The sequence below is a fragment of the Nitrospinota bacterium genome, from assembly GCA_027619975.1.
GTDB lineage: Bacteria > Nitrospinota > Nitrospinia > Nitrospinales > VA-1 > JADFGI01.
On record JAQCGX010000013.1, the window covers coordinates 20,399 to 36,674 of the forward strand.

13 protein-coding genes, 1 tRNA gene and 2 pseudogenes are annotated in these 16,276 nt (G+C 50.8%); 11 read left to right on the forward strand and 5 right to left on the reverse strand.

The window, feature by feature from the left end; genetic code table 11:
- Positions 1 to 39 precede the first annotated feature (39 nt).
- From O3C58_06350 to O3C58_06385, 8 genes are all read left to right on the forward strand, one after another.
- The gene (locus O3C58_06350; GenBank protein MDA0691481.1) at positions 40 to 849 is read left to right on the forward strand and encodes an SUMF1/EgtB/PvdO family nonheme iron enzyme; all 810 of its coding nucleotides are present in this window, start codon (positions 40 to 42) and stop codon (positions 847 to 849) included.
- Between the two features lie 205 nt (positions 850 to 1,054).
- Positions 1,055 to 2,623: a flagellar hook-length control protein FliK gene (locus O3C58_06355; protein ID MDA0691482.1), complete on the forward strand. Its 1,569-nt coding sequence runs from the start codon at positions 1,055 to 1,057 to the stop codon at positions 2,621 to 2,623.
- A gap of 58 nt (positions 2,624 to 2,681) precedes the next feature.
- On the forward strand, positions 2,682 to 3,344 hold the full coding sequence (locus O3C58_06360) for a flagellar hook assembly protein FlgD (GenBank protein ID MDA0691483.1): 663 nt from the start codon (positions 2,682 to 2,684) through the stop codon (positions 3,342 to 3,344).
- A 24-nt stretch (positions 3,345 to 3,368) separates the two neighbouring features.
- On the forward strand, positions 3,369 to 4,583 hold the full coding sequence (locus O3C58_06365; GenBank protein MDA0691484.1) for a flagellar hook protein FlgE: 1,215 nt from the start codon (positions 3,369 to 3,371) through the stop codon (positions 4,581 to 4,583).
- A gap of 12 nt (positions 4,584 to 4,595) precedes the next feature.
- Entirely contained in the window at positions 4,596 to 5,273 is a 678-nt protein-coding gene (locus tag O3C58_06370) for a DUF115 domain-containing protein (protein MDA0691485.1), read from the forward strand.
- Positions 5,274 to 5,308: 35 nt separating this feature from the next.
- Positions 5,309 to 5,512: a hypothetical protein gene (locus tag O3C58_06375; protein MDA0691486.1), complete on the forward strand. Its 204-nt coding sequence runs from the start codon at positions 5,309 to 5,311 to the stop codon at positions 5,510 to 5,512.
- A gap of 224 nt (positions 5,513 to 5,736) precedes the next feature.
- On the forward strand, positions 5,737 to 5,991 hold the full coding sequence (locus O3C58_06380) for a hypothetical protein (protein MDA0691487.1): 255 nt from the start codon (positions 5,737 to 5,739) through the stop codon (positions 5,989 to 5,991).
- A gap of 48 nt (positions 5,992 to 6,039) precedes the next feature.
- Positions 6,040 to 8,136, forward strand: coding sequence for a tetratricopeptide repeat protein (locus O3C58_06385; GenBank protein MDA0691488.1), 2,097 nt, complete (start codon positions 6,040 to 6,042; stop codon positions 8,134 to 8,136).
- A gap of 209 nt (positions 8,137 to 8,345) precedes the next feature.
- Here O3C58_06385 and msrP read toward each other — a convergent pair whose 3' ends face one another.
- The gene (gene msrP / locus O3C58_06390; protein ID MDA0691489.1) at positions 8,346 to 9,335 is read right to left on the reverse strand and encodes a protein-methionine-sulfoxide reductase catalytic subunit MsrP; all 990 of its coding nucleotides are present in this window, start codon (positions 9,333 to 9,335) and stop codon (positions 8,346 to 8,348) included.
- Between the two features lie 50 nt (positions 9,336 to 9,385).
- Between msrP and O3C58_06395 the strand changes: the two genes are divergently transcribed.
- Both O3C58_06395 and O3C58_06400 read left to right on the forward strand, forming a co-directional pair.
- Entirely contained in the window at positions 9,386 to 10,162 is a 777-nt protein-coding gene (locus tag O3C58_06395; protein ID MDA0691490.1) for an endonuclease, read from the forward strand.
- A gap of 299 nt (positions 10,163 to 10,461) precedes the next feature.
- Positions 10,462 to 10,872 carry a hypothetical protein gene (locus tag O3C58_06400; protein MDA0691491.1) on the forward strand — a complete coding sequence of 137 codons (411 nt, stop codon included), beginning with the start codon at positions 10,462 to 10,464 and terminating at the stop codon, positions 10,870 to 10,872.
- 16 nt (positions 10,873 to 10,888) lie between these two features.
- Here O3C58_06400 and O3C58_06405 read toward each other — a convergent pair.
- Positions 10,889 to 11,524 (reverse strand): annotated as a pseudogene (locus O3C58_06405) (L-lysine dehydrogenase).
- 217 nt (positions 11,525 to 11,741) lie between these two features.
- Here O3C58_06405 and O3C58_06410 point away from each other — a divergent pair.
- A complete protein-coding gene (locus tag O3C58_06410) occupies positions 11,742 to 13,430 on the forward strand; it encodes a sulfatase (GenBank protein MDA0691492.1) in 1,689 nt (562 codons plus the stop codon).
- A gap of 599 nt (positions 13,431 to 14,029) precedes the next feature.
- Here the strand turns inward: O3C58_06410 and O3C58_06415 are convergent.
- From O3C58_06415 to O3C58_06425, 3 genes and pseudogenes are all read right to left on the reverse strand, one after another.
- Positions 14,030 to 14,113, reverse strand: a tRNA-Leu gene (locus O3C58_06415).
- 72 nt (positions 14,114 to 14,185) lie between these two features.
- Complete coding sequence (locus tag O3C58_06420; GenBank protein ID MDA0691493.1) at positions 14,186 to 15,007, reverse strand: NTP transferase domain-containing protein; 822 nt, start codon at positions 15,005 to 15,007, stop codon at positions 14,186 to 14,188.
- A pseudogene (locus O3C58_06425) lies at positions 14,984 to 16,072 on the reverse strand (inositol-3-phosphate synthase). Before O3C58_06425 ends, O3C58_06420 begins: the two are co-directional and overlap by 24 nt.
- Positions 16,073 to 16,276 lie beyond the last annotated feature (204 nt).

Sequence of the window (16,276 nt, forward strand, 5' to 3'; positions counted from 1 at the left end):
ATCAAGCATTTCTTAGCACTTCCTGTTTTATTATTCTTTCTGGCAGCCTGCTTCTCGCATGTAAAGCCCTCTTCCTTTGCCGACATGGCCCAGGTTCCAGCAGGACCTTTCATGATGGGATTCGTCATCGACAACGACCAGAGTCTGGGCGATACCGATGAGGAGCCCGTGCATGAAGTTGTACTCGACGCATTCTGGATCGACAAATATGAAGTGACCAGTTCCCAGTACTCGGAGTTTTTGAACGCCCATCCTGAAGACAGCTCGCGCTACATTGAGTTGGGGGAGGCCGTTACCATCGAAATGAAAAATGACCGCTACCAGCGGCGCCTCGGACTGGAACACCGCCCGGCCAATCGGGTTTCCTGGTTTGGCGCGGATGCCTTTTGCCGATGGAAGGGCAAACGTCTGCCCACCGAGGCGGAATGGGAAAAGGCCGCGCGCGGCACCGATGAGAGAATGTTTCCCTGGGGCAACCAATGGCCGACCAACGATCGTGTGACCTTCCGGCGTAAATTCGACAAGCTGGGGTTCGATGTTATGGAGCCTGTGGATGGATTGCCTCAGGGCCGGTCTCCTTATGGCGTGCATCAAATGGCGGGCAATGTCTGGGAATGGGTGGCCGACTGGTACGCCGGTGATTATTACGAACAGTCTCCCGTGAATAATCCTCAAGGGCCGGAAACCGGCATCAGTAAGGTGATTCGCGGCGGCAACTGGTATTACAAAGCATATTATATGCGCACGACCTACCGGTTCAACGAACGGCCCGAAGTCTTCAAGGTGTGGCAGGGTTTTCGCTGCGCCGCGTCCCCCGTCCCTCAGGGCGATGCCCCACAAGCCAAATAAGGCATATCGGATCAAACACTTAAATCCGGATATTTTTTCCTCTACAGGGAAGTTATTGCCTTATTTGATCTTATTCGATCTAATTTAAAACAATCCGTAATCAGCCATTTTAAAACACCTTTCCAGGTTCAAACCTGATTTGGCACACCTTTTGCTTTTATTCGATGTGGAAATGATTGTTTCTTTTTACATTGGATAAAAACCTGTGATCAACCAGACAAATACACTTTCGACTTTACCCACTCCGACCATCGGCGGTGCGTCTCTCGGCGGAGACATTTTAAGCCTCGGTGACAGCACGTTTCAGAATTTTATGAAGGATGCCGTCCGGGAATCAGCCTATGCCAGGAAAGATGCTTCGACCGCCAGAACGGAAAGAGCGGATTCGCCGCAAACGCCCGAGCAAAAAAAGATCGAACCAAATGAAAACAGCCCGGCAAAAGAAATCAACCCTGCCGGAGGGGAAGAGTTGGCCAGTCAAAAATCAAAAGAAATACCCGACGCCAACTATCAGGAATCCGCCACGGCTCAGGACAATGAACCCACAGGGCAAAATGTTGCTGCCCCGGAAAACCAAACCCCCATTGTTGAGCAATTAAAAGAATTGAATATCAGTCCTGAAAACATCGACGCGCTTCTGGAGCTTTTGAATCTAGAGGGAGACGCCGATGTCAATTCGTTGCTGCAGTCACTGGTTCAACAATTGAACCTGAACCCGGAAAAATTTGATCTGGGAGCTACTGCCGATCCCTCAGCCCAGCGCCAACAGCTTCTTTCCCTGCTGAAGGGCCGGGAAGGTCAGGCGGTCGATCTTTTAGCCAAAGCGGGGTTGACGGAACAGGAATCCAAAAATCTTTTAAGCAAATTGCAATCCGGGCAGGCCAATCAGGCGACCCTTAAAGCCAGTGAAGATACGGCGAATGACATCCTGGTGAAATTGAATGGAGAAAGCTCTGCCGACGGGAAGACAAATTTCCTGTCCCAGTTTTCTGATAGCAGTAAACAGGAAGACAAACCGCAACGGCAGGCTTCGATCGAGAAGGTATTGAATCAAGCGGAACAGAAACCGGCCTCAGACCTTAATTTAAAGCCGCTGGAAAAAGCCCTGGCAACGCCTCCGAAACTGGAAGAGTCCATTCAGCCCAACCCCAGTCTAGGCACTCCCGTCCCTTCCCAGAATCTCGCCAACGCCAACCCTCCTCCTAAAGGGAACGACGGGTTGAAGGCGCCTTCTGAGGTCAAGGTGCAAAGCGTGGTTGGAGCGTCCGACTCCGCCGCCAAACCGGCGGAAGGGGCGAAAGCCGTCACCGCTGAAACCTTGAGCACCAGGGGAACGACGGAAGCAAAAGTTCTCAACCAGATCATGAACAAATTTTCTTTGCGCACCAGTGGATCGCAAAATGAAATTAAAATCAGGCTCGATCCTCCGTCCCTCGGAACCGTGCGGATGAATATTTCTACATCGGGAGATTCCGTGCGTACGGTGGTCATTGCGGAAAACCATGCGGTCAAACAGATCATAGAAAATAATTTGGCTCAGCTTCGCGACTCCATGATCGGTCAGGGGTTGAAAGTAGACAGCTTCACCGTGCTCGTGGGTGGCGACGAAGGCCGGGCAGGGCAACAAAATACGCCGAATGAGGGCTTCTCACATTATGCGGGCTCCCCGGATGCCGGAAAAAATTCCGGCCCTGAAACGCTAGCAGGCATTGCGGAGGTGGGAACGACGCGAACTTTCTTTGGGGATTCCCAGTCGATCAGCGTCATCGCTTAAAGAACGCAACACAACGAACAAAATTTAATTTAAATCAGAATTTCTGGAGATTTAAAAAATGATGATAGGTCTGACACCCGTAGCCACAGCACCCACAGAGACAGCCGCCAATATTGCCGGTAAGCAATCGTTGGGCAAAGAGGATTTTCTCCAGCTCCTGGTGGCGCAGCTTCAGGCTCAGGACCCACTGGACCCGCAGAGCGCGGAAGATTTCAGCGCTCAGCTGGCGCAGTTCAGCGCCCTTGAGCAAATGACCAACGTCAACACCAACCTGGAACAGATTCAGAAATTCGAACAGGCGGTCAATAATTCGTCCCTGGTCAACCTGATCGGCAAAAATATCGATTCAGCGGGTAAACAGATTGATTTTAATTCCGGGGAAGTGAAGACGCTTAGTTTTTCTTTGGATGAAGATGCGGCGCAGGTGGAAGTGGATGTCTTGGACAGCGCCGGAAAAAATGTGACGACCTTGCGGCTCAATGATCTGATCGCCGGGGCCAATCAGACGGTTTGGAATGGAACGGATGCAGAAGGCAAAGCGGTTCAACCCGGAGCCTATACCTTCGAGGTAAAAGCCAAAAATAGTAAGGGAGATGAAATCGCGTCTCAAACCTTCATATCCGGAAAAATCACCGATGTGGTTTTTGAAGAAAAAGGAAGCTTTGCCATAGTGAATGGTCAAAAAATACCTGTGACCGAAATCTCACGTGTCGGCATTTAAAATAATAGAAAAGGAGTTCGGCTCATGGCGTTAATCAGTGCATTATTCACAGGCGTATCAGGACTTTCCAGTAATTCCCAGGCCTTGAATGTAATAGGCGACAACATCGCCAATGTGAATACGGTTGGTTTCAAGGGAAGCAAGGCGGTCTTCAGCGCACTTTTAGCCAACGGGGATACTACCAGCCAGATAGGCCGTGGATCGCAGTTGCAAGGCGTTCTGCAATCATTTTCCCAGGGAGCTTTCGAGGCCTCCACGAATGCCCTGGACCTGGCCGTGGATGGGTCGGGATTTTTTATGGTCAATAATGGCAACGGAAATTTTTATACCCGCAACGGGCAATTTCGTATGAACGACCAGGGAGTGGTGCAGGCCCCAACGGGAGAAGTTTTGCAGGGTTTTAAAATAACAAACGGGACCACTTCCTCCAGTTTGAGCAATATCGACCTGGCAGGAGTGCAGTCTGCGCCGACAGCGAGCACCCAATTCACGATGGGCGCCAATCTCAACGCCGCGTCCTCAGGCGGGACTACTTTCACCTCTCCGATCACCCTGTACAACTCGGTGGGGTCGCAGGTTATCCTGAGCATGACCTTTACCAAGGCCACGACAGGAAATTCCTGGTCCTATGTGGCCAGCCCTTCACAGGGAAGCGTCACTTCCGGGGCATCGGGGACCGTCACTTTTAACACCTCGGGACAAATCTCCTTGATCAACGGGGGAGCCATTGCCGATCAAACCCTTGTCATCGATTATTCCAGCGCCAATCCTCCAGCGACCGCTCAAACCCTGACCTGGGACCTGGTTGATTCCACAGGCGCCTCAAACGGTAAGTTGACCGGGTTTGCGGCGGAATCGAACAATAACTCACTGGTTCAGGACGGCTTTCCGACAGGCACGCTGATCGGCCTGTCCGTCAATTCCAAAGGCGTTATCTCCGGGCTGTTCAACAACGGTCAGTCCGATAATTTATTCCAGGTCGCCCTGGCAGATTTTCTGGCTCCCACCGGGTTGAGCCGCGTCGGGCAAAACTTGTTTGCCGAATCGGGCCAATCCGGCCAGCCGATAATCGGCGCGGCGGAATCCGGCGGGTTCGGGTCGGTGCTGGGCAGTTCGCTGGAGTTGTCGAACGTCGATCTGGCATCCGAATTTGTCACCATGATCCAGACCCAACAGGCGTTTCAAGCCAGCGCCTTTTTATTTGGGAAAATACATTCTTTGTTTAAACCTGTTTTTTGATAAAGTGTCCGCATGAACAGAGACTCTCAAATACAGGAAGTCAAATCCGCCACCCTTCTGCGTTTCAACGAACTCTGGAAACAGAATTTTCAGGCCAATTTTAGAGCCATCCAGAGCAACCCCGGCGTTGCCTCTTTGAAGAACAAGTTGCCGAACCTGCCCGGCATTGTGATCGGCGCAGGCCCCTCGCTGGATAAAAACATCCGCTTTCTCGTCCAGGCAAAAGATAAAGCTGTCCTCATCGCCAGTGACGCCGCGCTCAAGCCCCTGCTGGCCCACAACATCGTGCCGGCTTTCGTGGTTTGCCTCGACCCGCAGGAAGACATCACCAAATTTTTTAAAGGCGTGCCGTCACGCGGAATGACCCTGGTGGCGCCGTCGATCATCCATCCGCAAGTGCTCGACGTTTGGGAAGGGAATGTTGTCTTTTACAGCAAATTCGCGCCGGACATTGCCACCCTCACCCAGATTCAACAGCAGGCCCCGCATCTTGGCCACCTCACACCGGGGGGGACCGTGCTGTCCGTGGCTTACGATCTGGCGTTTCAGAGCGGCACCAACCCGATAATGTTTGTGGGCCAGGACCTGTCCTATCCGCAGAAAAACCCCACAGCCGCGAAGGCGAAAACGCCGACGAACAACTGGCCGCCACCTACGAACGTCAGCAGGAAAATATTGTTCATGAAATAGACATCAACGGACGGACCCTGCCGACGCTTAAAGCCATGTCCGTGTCCAAGCAGTGGTTCGACTGGGCGTTCACCACCTGGAAGCGCGACGGCCCGATTGCAATCATCAATTGCAGTGAGGCGGGGATATTGACGGACAATTGCCAGTTCATGCCGCTCAGCGAGGCCATCTATAAATATTGCCGGAAGAAAATTAACGTCGCCTGGATGTTGAAGAAAGCGCTGAATAAAAAACGGTGACGGGCATTTTTACCGCCAAGAGCGTAGCAGAGGACGCAGAGAAAAAATCAAACACTTTGGCACGCCAAGCCGTCATTGCGAGAAGCCAACGGCGACGAAGCAATCCAGAAATCTGGATCTACCCCTACGGGGCATGAAGGCAAGGTGAAATACCACAAAGGACGGGGGGATTTAGCTCCTTCTCCCCTATGGGGAGAAGGCTGGGATGAGGGGAGATTTATGGTATGATCGCCAAAAACACTTTCTCTGCTATCGTTATGGCTTCCCAGAAAACTAAAATCACCCTGCCCGGCGACCCACCGTTTTTCCAAAACCCCAACGCTGAGAAACTGATCGTCTTCATCCACGGATTGACAGGGGATGCCACAGACACCTGGCGTTCGGATGGCGACTCGCCGTTCTTCTGGCCGGAGGAACTGGCGAAGGATGCCGGTTTTCAAATCGCCGATGTCCTTTCCTTTGGTTATGCCAGTAAATGAGGCCCGACATTTAACATACGTGAAATCGCTCAGAGCCTGGAACTGACGTTGAACCAGTTGCTGGAAATGAAACCCTACCAGTCCCTGTCGTTCATTGCTCATAGTCTGGGAGGATTGGTGGTGCGTGAATTCATATTGAGCCGGCACAAGCACCTGATAACAGCCGTGCCGGTGATAAGCGTCATCACGCTGGGCACGCCAAATCTGGGAAGCGGTCTGGCAAAATTCGCCAGTTATTTTTGCGGCAACATTCAAATGGACGATCTCAAGCCCGGAAGAGAAGGGTTTCTGGATTCCCTGAACGAACGCTGGCGCGAGCGTTTCCTGCAACCTGAAAGCGAGCAGACCTTTCGTTTCTCCGCCGGATACGAAATTGCGCCAGTGAATAAATTAATGGGGCGGATCGTGGAAAAAGATTCTGCGGTGTATTTTGCCCAGCAAACCCAGGGCTTTCTTAAAGATCATGCCCATATCGCCAAACCCTATGGGGAAAGCGATCCTCTGTTTCTTTGGATGCGGCAGCAACTATTGAGGAAAGCTCCCGACCCCAGGGTACCGTTGTATGACGATGCGGAAGTCAAACGTTTTGAAGAAATCATCGACGAACTGCAAAATGAATTGAAAGGGACCGATCTCGAAGAAGCGTTGAACCTGATCTCGCAAGGCAAGCTGGACGCAGCCTTGACGCTCCTTTCCGAAAATGAAGGCAATGAAGACGAACAGATTTTAAAGACCGCCAAAACCCGCTTCGCCAAGGCGCAGGTGTATGCACTGAAACTCGACTACAAAAACGCCCTCCAATACTTTGAGAAAGCCGTGCAACTGGCTCCCGAAAACCCCCTCTACCAGAACGAAGCGGGAGTCATGGCCAACACGTTAGAAAAATACGATAAAGCGATTGAGTATTACGAGAAAGCGCTGGCAAGCGATCTTAAAACCTTTGGCCCGGACCATGCGAATGTGGCTACTTATTGGAACAATTTGGGGATGGCCTGGAATGCCAAGGGGCAACACGATAAGGCCATAAGCTATCATGAAAAAGGACTGGCAAGTGGTCTCCAAACCCTCGGCCCAGAACATCCGAAGGTGGCGATCCGTTGGAACAATCTGGGATTGGCCTGGAAGGACAAAGGAAAACTGGACAAGGCCATCGAGTATTATGAGAAGGCGCTGGAAAGCGATCTGAAAACCTTCGGCCCGGACCATCCGCAGGTAGCAGTTTATTGGAACAATCTGGGAGAAGTGTGTAGAGAGAAAGGGCAATACGATGTAGCCATTGAGTATTACGAAAAGGCGTTGGCGAGCGATCTAAAATCCTTCGGTGGGTCCCACCCGAACGTGGCTCGCGGTTGGAACAACCTTGGGGCGGCGTGGGATGCTAAGGGGGAGTTCGATAAAGCTATTGGGTATTACGAGAAGGCGCAGGAAGTCAACCTGAAAACCTTCGGCCCGGAACACCCGTGTGTCGCGGCAACCTGGAACAATCTAGGGGCGGTATGGCATGCCAAGGGGCAACACGATCAAGCTATAGAATATTTTGAGCGAACGCTGGTAAGTGATCTAAAAACCTTTGGCCCGAACCACCCGAATGTGGCTCGCGTTTGGAACAATCTGGGTTTGGCTTGGAAGGAAAAGGGAAAATACGACCAAGCCATCGAAAATTACGAGAAGGCGTTGGCAAGTGATTTAAAGTCCTTGGGTCCGGAGCACCCGCAGGTAGCGACCTATTGGAACAATCTGGGGTCGGCCTGGAAGGGAAAAGGAAAACACGATAAAGCCATCGAGTATTACGAGAAGGCGCTGGCGAGCGACTTGAAAACATTCGGTCCAGAACACCCGAATGTGGCTACTTATTGGAACAATCTGGGGTCGGCCTGGAAGGGAAAAGGAAAACACGATAAATCCATCGAGTATTACGAGAAGGCGTTGGCAAGCGATCTAAAAACCTTCGGTCCCAAGCACCCGGATGTGGCCCGCGACTGGAACAATCTTGGGGTGGCGTGGGAAGCCAAGGGGGACTACGATAAAGCCATCGGGTATTTTGAGAAGGCGTTGGTCGTTGTTAAAAAGATGGGATTGGCCCACCGAGTTGCCTTAGTAGAAAATAATTTAGCTGAGGCGCGCAGGAAGAAGGGTGGGGGATAAAATCCCCCCGGCCCCCTTCATGGAAGGGGGAGTTACCGCCCCTCACCCAGCCGTCACCCTTTGGGTGCTCCCCTCCAAAGGGGAGAGGGAGTAATAGTTTGTCATTGCGAGCGTTAGCGAAGCAATCCAGAAGATCTGGATCGCCGCGCCGCTTTGCGGCTCGCGATGACGTGAAGGAAGGTTCCCTTTAAGAAAAAGGGAGCGTATCTTTACGCATAAAGTTCGGCGACGAAATCCCCGTAGCCGTTGTATTTCTGCGTGGCGAAGACTTCTCCGGTGCCGATCATTTTTTCCCGCCGTTGCGACCAGCGCGGATGCGGGACATCCGGGTTGACGTTGGCCTCAAAATCATATTCCTTCGGAATCAGGGTGTTCCAGAAGGTTGCGGGTTTGGTATCGGTGAATTCGATCCTGACGATGGACTTGATACTCTTGAACCCGTATTTCCACGGCGTCACCAGACGGATCGGCGCGCCGTGCTGGGCGGGCAGGGTGCGCCCGTATATTCCCGTGGCGAGGAAGGTCAATTCGTTCATCGCTTCTTTTATCGTCAGGGCTTCGGTGTAGGGCCAGGGCAGGTCGCGGAAACGTTGTTGTCCTGGTGCGACGTCGGGATCATCGAAACTGGTGAACTTGACAAAACGGGCGTTTGATTTCGGTTGCACTTTATCGATCAGATCCGACATCTGGAAGCCATTCCACGGGACGACCATCGCCCAGGTCTCCACACAGCGGTGGCGGTACACGCGCTCTTCCTGATTAAAGATTTTTATAAAGTCATCGATGGCGTATTTGCCGGGTTTTTCCACCAGCCCGCCGATTTCGATTTCCCAGGGCCGCGGTTTGAAGGCGTTGATCATTTGCCAGACGCGATCTTTCTCGGCGGTGAATTCATAAAAATTATTGTATTTGAGAGCCACGCTTTCGTACGTCATCGGTCGACGAAGGGTGTAGTCGGGGTTGCGCTTTAAGTTGGGCACTTGGGGCAAGGGGCCGGTCTGATTTTCTGCGAACAATTTTTCCGCCAGTTTGGACTCTGCGCTTTTAGCGAACGCCGATGGCGCGAACAAAGCGCCTGCGATGCCGGCGGTGGTGAAGCCCAGCAATTTCAAAAAATGCCGACGGTTGTTGAACACGGCTTCCGGGGTGATATCTTTTTCGGGGATCTGCCAGGCTTTCGGGAGGATGAGTTGGCTCATGAAATTTATCCTTGTGGATGTTGCTGAGGAAGAATTGCTATAATTTCCGCATGTACCCTCTACTGCGTTTATTGACCGTCCTTGCCACCATTTTATTATACCACCCGGTGCCGGCCATTTCGCAAGTGCTGGATGACGGGTTGTTCGCGCCTTCCCAGACGATCAGTGTTGAAATAGCGAAGAAACAATTGAAAAAAATCTATTTACAGGGAAACCACCCCAAGACTCTGCACTGCGGTTGTTTCTTCGACAAGATCCAGCAGGTGTACCCTGAAATTTGCGATCATGGGCCGAAAGCGACTGAAGATAAGAGCCTGCGAAAAATTCTTCAATGGGTGCATGCGGTTCCCGTTGCCACTTTCGCCAAACCTCTGAAATGCTGGGATGAGGCTCTTTGCCGTGGTGATGGAAAGGGAGAGGGCGTCGGTTCCCGTTGCTGTAATGTTCTTTCTCATAAATTCAAGACCCGGCAAGCGGACATGCACAACCTGTTTCCCGCCATCGCCGGAGAGGATGGGGAGCGGATGGAATCCCCCGATGAGTTCGGCGGTATGGGGGAATACCAATTTTGCCAAGATAAAACCACGCCGACGTCAGGCCTGCGGTCGGGCGCTCGGGGCGACATCGCCCGCGCTTATTTTTATATGTCCCGTCAATACGGGTTGAAAATTGCGGAAGACATGGAAAACCAATTGCGGACCTGGCATTTTACGGACCCACCCGACCGTTGGGAAGAGGAGAGAAACTCCCTCATCGAACTGGAGCAGGGCAACCGCAACCCCTTCATCGACCACCCGGAAGGGGTCGAGTGGGTGAAGGATTTTTAAATTAACGGTACCGGCTTTGCAAGGAATGCTTTTCTCATGGTATGCCCTCCTAAATTATTTTAAAATTACTGTTTGACTGTAGTTGAATGTATTTTTGTTGTCAAATTTAAATATAATTTTATATGTATTTTGTGAGAGCCGTTGCAAATCCGCCTTGGCGGGTTAGCTTTAATGGGCAATGCTGGCTGATAAATAATGATACAGGTAACATTATCCTTAATAATAAATACAACATTTATTGCAAAAATGTATTGAGTAGGTTACATTTAAGTGGTTTAAATTTTAAGTAAAGGCGGGGTATGAAACTCAAATACACAGGTGAGCAGCGCAAAGAGTATCTGAATTTGATTGATCATGTGGGGCAGAACTGGCTCCAGGTATTCAAGGGCGATCCTGAATTTTATTCTTCTGCCTATTGGGATTTATTGACGCGGTTATGGAAGAGCGATCGACCGGTGCGCAAGACCGACGCGTTGAAATTCATGATTGGCATCAAAAGCGCCCAGACAGCGGGCAAGTATCTTGAAACCGCCATCGAACATGATTTTATCCGCGAAGAAGAGAACTCGAAAGACGCCCGCTCGAAGCTGGTATCGCTGTCGCCGGAAATGAGGGATCGGCTGGATGAGTTGTTTGACCGGGCGGTGGGTGAGGTTCGAGCCACGAATCAAGTTATTGAGAAATTAAGCCTGCCCCTGGAAACTTCCTGATTCCAAGAGTTCTCCATCAACATTTCTCTTCATGCGACTCAAATAATGAGCCGGTCCGCGTTTTCGTAAACAAATCAAAAGGAATATCTTCCTGTTTCAGAAAGCCCCGGGAGGGCAGAGCCCCCTTGGAAACCATTTCCAGCACCGCGCAGACGGATGCGGAAGTCGTCCACGATATTGCTTTCCACATCTTGCCCGCAATTTCTCTGGGAAAATAACTGCGCACGAATTCGTCGCGGAAAAGTTTTTTGTTTTTCCAGCCCTCGACCGCCGCATGCACATAAACCACGTCGTCATTCACTGGCGGCTTGGCGTGCACGAGAATTTTTCCAGCCAGCTCGCGCTTTTCCCGCATAAAAAGTTCGTTGAAAAAAAATCGCATCAATTCGCAATGCCCAGGGTAGCGGATGGTTTTGTAGTTGAGGTGAGTGACTTTATTATTATACGTCTCGCACATGGTTCCCAGGCCGCCCGAGGTGGTGAAAGCCTCCAACTGCACGCCGTCGATGACGATGGTTTCAAGCCCTTCCATGGAGGGAATTTTGGCCCGGTTCCCGTCCTTGATCACTTCGCAGTCTACCAGGTACTCGTTGACCACGCCCTCCGATGACCAGTTGAACGCATAGCCGAGCATGCCGCGAGGATGCTGGGGCGGGTTCGAAAGCGGTGGGTCAAATGGTTAAAAATTCTGGTTATCAGGCGGCTTTTTTATATGGGAATGGCATCTTTGAATTTCCGCTGACGGATCCATTCCGTTTGCCGCGCCTGGCGATGGGGCCAGACACGAATCTCCGTTCATTGCTGGGATAAAATGAAATCCTTTTTGAAATTTGAGTTGGTAAGTTCAACCAGGTTGCGTCCCGCGTATCATGCAAAAAATAAAAACTAATTCACCAAATCTATCACTGCTATGGCCTTCTGTCAGCCTGGCCATCGCTCTGGTCATCATCAAGGCGACGTATGTGAAACTTTCCAACTCCTGGAATATCTGGGATTTGGACGTGTCATGGGATGTGTATTTTGACTGGATCTATCTCACCTGGGCGGCTTGTATTTCACAGTCGGATTTACTGTTTGCCCTCGGAGCGGGACTGTTGGGGGAACTGGCTCTGCGTTTCACTTCTGCGTATCGATGGATTTCCAAAAACATATTTTATGGTTTCATTTTATTTGGGGCCTTTTGCGTTGCGTATGCTGTGATTGGCCGACAAATATACGCCTACTTTGGCGCTCAGATAACGGCAAATCTTTTCGCTTTAGGAGCGGGTGGCGATGTTTCAAAACTTCAGTCATCCGTTCTTCCATATGCGACTCCTTCGGTTCTGGTGGCTTTGATCGGAGCGCCCATTCTCTATTTGCTGAGCGTCTGGGGACTGTGCCGCGCCTCGCGTGACTGGTCTTTTAAACGCTTGTCCTACATATATGCCGTTGGTTTCGGGGGAACGGTGCTTTGGTTTTGCCTTGGGTTCCAAATTGTCGGTAGCAAGTGGTTCTCTGCTCAAGACAGGTATATCGTTGAAAATCCGCACTGGGTAATGCTCAAGTCAACGTTGCCGGAATTCATGGGGGCAAAGTCCAGCCTCCTGGCAATTGAATTTCCGCCTGATGACATGTTGGATTTCAACGGCCCCATATCATCTAAAGCCGCGACCCATTCCGATCCCCTGGTGAAAAAATTGCGAGCCCGCCCCATTAAGAATGTCATTCTAATCGTTCTTGAATCGGTGGGCGCCCATTACCTGACCGTCTATGATAAGGATTCCCCCGTCACCCCCCGTTTGGCGGCTGAGACAAAAAATGCGGTGGTATTTGACAGTTACTACACCCCCGTTGGTTGGACGGCTTTTGCGTTGACTTCGATTCTGCATGCGACGCCTCCTCCGTTGAAATCTTATGATAATCAACCAAGCTTTCGGCTTGCAAATATTCCGACCCCATCTGTTGCTACTGTTTTGCGTGAGCGCGGTTACCAGACTGTGTTTCTGGCATCGGGTGATCCACAATGGGCCAGTAAGGGCATGTTCGATAACGGCGATTTTCAACTGGTCAAGACCGAGCTGGAACTGGCGCCTACAAAGCGCAATACCTCGTGGGGCGTGAGAGACAAGTATCTGTTTGACGAAATCCGTCAGTTTCTGGATGGCAAAGGCAATGACAGCCAGCCATTTTTTATGGTCGCGTGGACCGATCAGACGCATCATCCTTATTCATTGGGCAATGATGAAAAAAACAAGACCAAAGATGATCTACAGCGGTATCTGTCGATCTTGAATGAGGTCGATGGATATATTGGCGGGCTTCTGGATTATCTTAAAAAGCAAAACCTGGCAGACGATACTCTGGTTGTCATAACTGGAGACCATGGAGAAGCTTTTCACCAGATTCATAACACCAAAGGACATGGTTTTTCTGTTTACGATGAGGAAGTTAAAGTGCCGCTCATATTATGGAATCCGCGTTTGATCCCTGATGGATATCGAATACCCACAGTCGGATCGCATGTGGATTTGGCGCCTACCCTGCTGGATATGCTGGGAGAGCCTTCACCTGCTGAGTAACAGGGCAGCAGTCTTTTTTCTCCGAACCATTCGCCAAGAGCGTATTTTTTTGCCGCCGCCCGGGGCCAGTACCTGCTGGGTGTGCGCGAAGCAGGATGGAAGTACATTGTCGACGCGCGTCGAGAAGAGGAGGAGTTATACGATTTGAAAGAGGATCCGCTAGAACAAATGAACATTGTCACCGAACATCCAGAACGCGGAAGGCGGCTTCGCCAGCGATTGGCGGCCATGCTGCAAGCAAACAATGATAAATACGCATGGATGTCGAAGCCTGGGTCTGATTAGATTATATATGTAAGGCATCTCTAAAAATTAGTTTATTACAGGAAACCGAACATTGTACAAGGATTTCTTGTATCAGTGGCATGGGCTTTCTAGCCCGTGCGGACAGGCTGGAAAGCCTGTCCCACTAAAACAAAACCATCTCCTTAAATTGACGATTAGGAGCATTTAGTCAATTTTTAGAGGTGCCCTGTATTCTAAAAACTCAAGTTAAAGAGCGCGTTGTGGTAACAGGAGATCAGTTTTTTGGTTTTCTCTAAATTGATCGAACTAAAAAGGGCCTGCGGATTTTTCGCAGGCCCTTTTTGTATTAAGAGTGCCGAAGGTCGGAGTCGAACCGACACGGGGTTGCCCCCACAGGATTTTGAGTCCAGCGCGTCTACCAATTTCACCACTTCGGCACTATGAAATTTTTTTATCAGAGCTGTTGCTGATATTATCTCAATTTAGATGTTTAATCTAGCGGTCTTCAATTAATTTTTCCTGGAGGGTTCCGCCGCACTTTTTGAGGGTACCACAACGGTCGAGGCCGAATCTTCAATTTCGGACAGGAGGGCATTTTCCGCCAGCTTGAAGGCGTTTGGGTCATCCACGTCAATCCAGAACCGGTTGGCGATATCAACGGCCTTGGCCCGGTTATCCCGTGCAAGGATTTGAATGGCTCCGGACAAAGTGGTGTCGCCATTTTCCTTGGAACACTGCTCCAGGGCGTTGAATAAGGCTGGTTGGCAGTAGAAAATGCCGGTGTCAAACGCGTCAAAATCTTTGATCCCCTTGCCGATTGCCAGAATATTGTCATCAGCTGTTTTTACGCGGGTGACATCCTGCAAATCAATCAGCGGGTTGCTGGTGTTGCGGTCGACGCCGAGGGCGATTTCTTTATCTCCCAGGGGGTAAGACATCAAATCTCTGGCGATGGCCGGGTCAAACAAGTGGTCCGCCATCAGCAGTAAAAAGGGCTCCTGGAAATAAGGTTGTCCTTTGAGAACCGAAAGGCCGTTTTCTTTTTCCCAGTCCTCATTGGCAATCGGGGTGATGCGGATTCCCAGACGATGCGAAAGATCCTGCAGAAAAGCCTGAAGCGCATCGGCCTGATATCCGGTGACCACAAAAAACTCATTGGCTCCGGCTTCCATCGCGGTCATTACGACCCGTTCGATCAGCGGGATGCCAAAAATGGGGGTCAACGGTTTACTGGCACCCCTGGAGCGCAATCGCATGCCCTTGCCGGCGGCGATGATCAGGCATTTTTTGGATCCTTTCTGAGTTTTTCCGGCAATGAAGTTTTCCGTCATGTGGTGGGCTTGATCGTCCGTGAATTGACGCGGCGGATGTTTGCAGAAATAAGCCGACGGTCCGTGCAGAACGCCGCCTTCTCCCCGGTCCAGAGCCAGTTTGGCACAGCGGATGGTGTCGATCGCGACGCCGGCGGAATTGGGCGAATCCTCTACCGAAAGACGCATTTCCAGATTGATGGGGACGTCACCAAAAATCCGGCCTTCCATGCGGATGAAACAAACCTTATTGTCCTTCTGCCAGGGAACGTAATCACTGGGGCCGACGTGGATGTTGTCGTCATCCAGCCGCTTCTCCGCCGCCGATTGTACGGCTTCGGTTTTGGATGTTTTCTTGGAAGCCAACCGTTTGCGATTCAACATGTTGAGAAAATCGGTGTTGCCTCCGGTATTGAGCTGGTAAGTGCGATCCAGCTTGATGCCGCGCTTTTTGAACAGGTCGGTCAGAACGCGGTGGGTGATGGTGGCCCCAAATTGCGATTTGATATCGTCGCCGATGATGGGGAGGTTTTTTTCCGCAAATCGTCGGGCCCATTCGGGATTGCTGGCGATGAACACGGGAATGTTGTTGATAAAAGCTGTTCCTGCTTCCAGTGCGCACTCAGCATAAAACCGGGTGGCTTCTTCCGAGCCGACGGGAAGATAATTCACCAGAATCTCCGCTCCCGACTCTTTTAGAACCTTCACAACTTCTGCTTTGTCGGGCTCAGATCCCGTGGCCGGGACGAAGGTATTTTTTTCGTTATAATCGGCCATGTGCTCGGAAACCCCATCGAGGATTTTCCCCATCCGCACTTTTACACCGGCTTCCGGCAGTTCTGCCTGAAACACGGTGGTGCAATTGGGGGGAGCAAAAATGGCTTCGTTTACATCTTTGCCAACTTTTCTTTTGTCGATATCGAAACAGGCCACAACGCGAATATCTTCAGGGCGATATCCCCCGATCTCGCCATGCATCAGGCCAATGGCGTCGTCGAGATTTTTGCCTTTATAAAAGTGGATTCCCTGTATCAGGGAACTGGCGCAATTTCCAATTCCGATGATGGCAATTTTAATTTTATTCACGTTGGATTTGACCCCAGAATATTGATAAAGTTACAAGTTTCAGCCGGTGCAAAAATATTTGTCGCAAAAAAGGTCTTGAACAAATAAATGCAACTGATTATAGGTCGAAGAGCAACCTGAAAAGTTACATGAAAAATTTAAAAAATCAAGATTTTCTGTGAATCAGAAAAATCGAGGATCTTACTGGTCGGTTGCCGGGAGGAA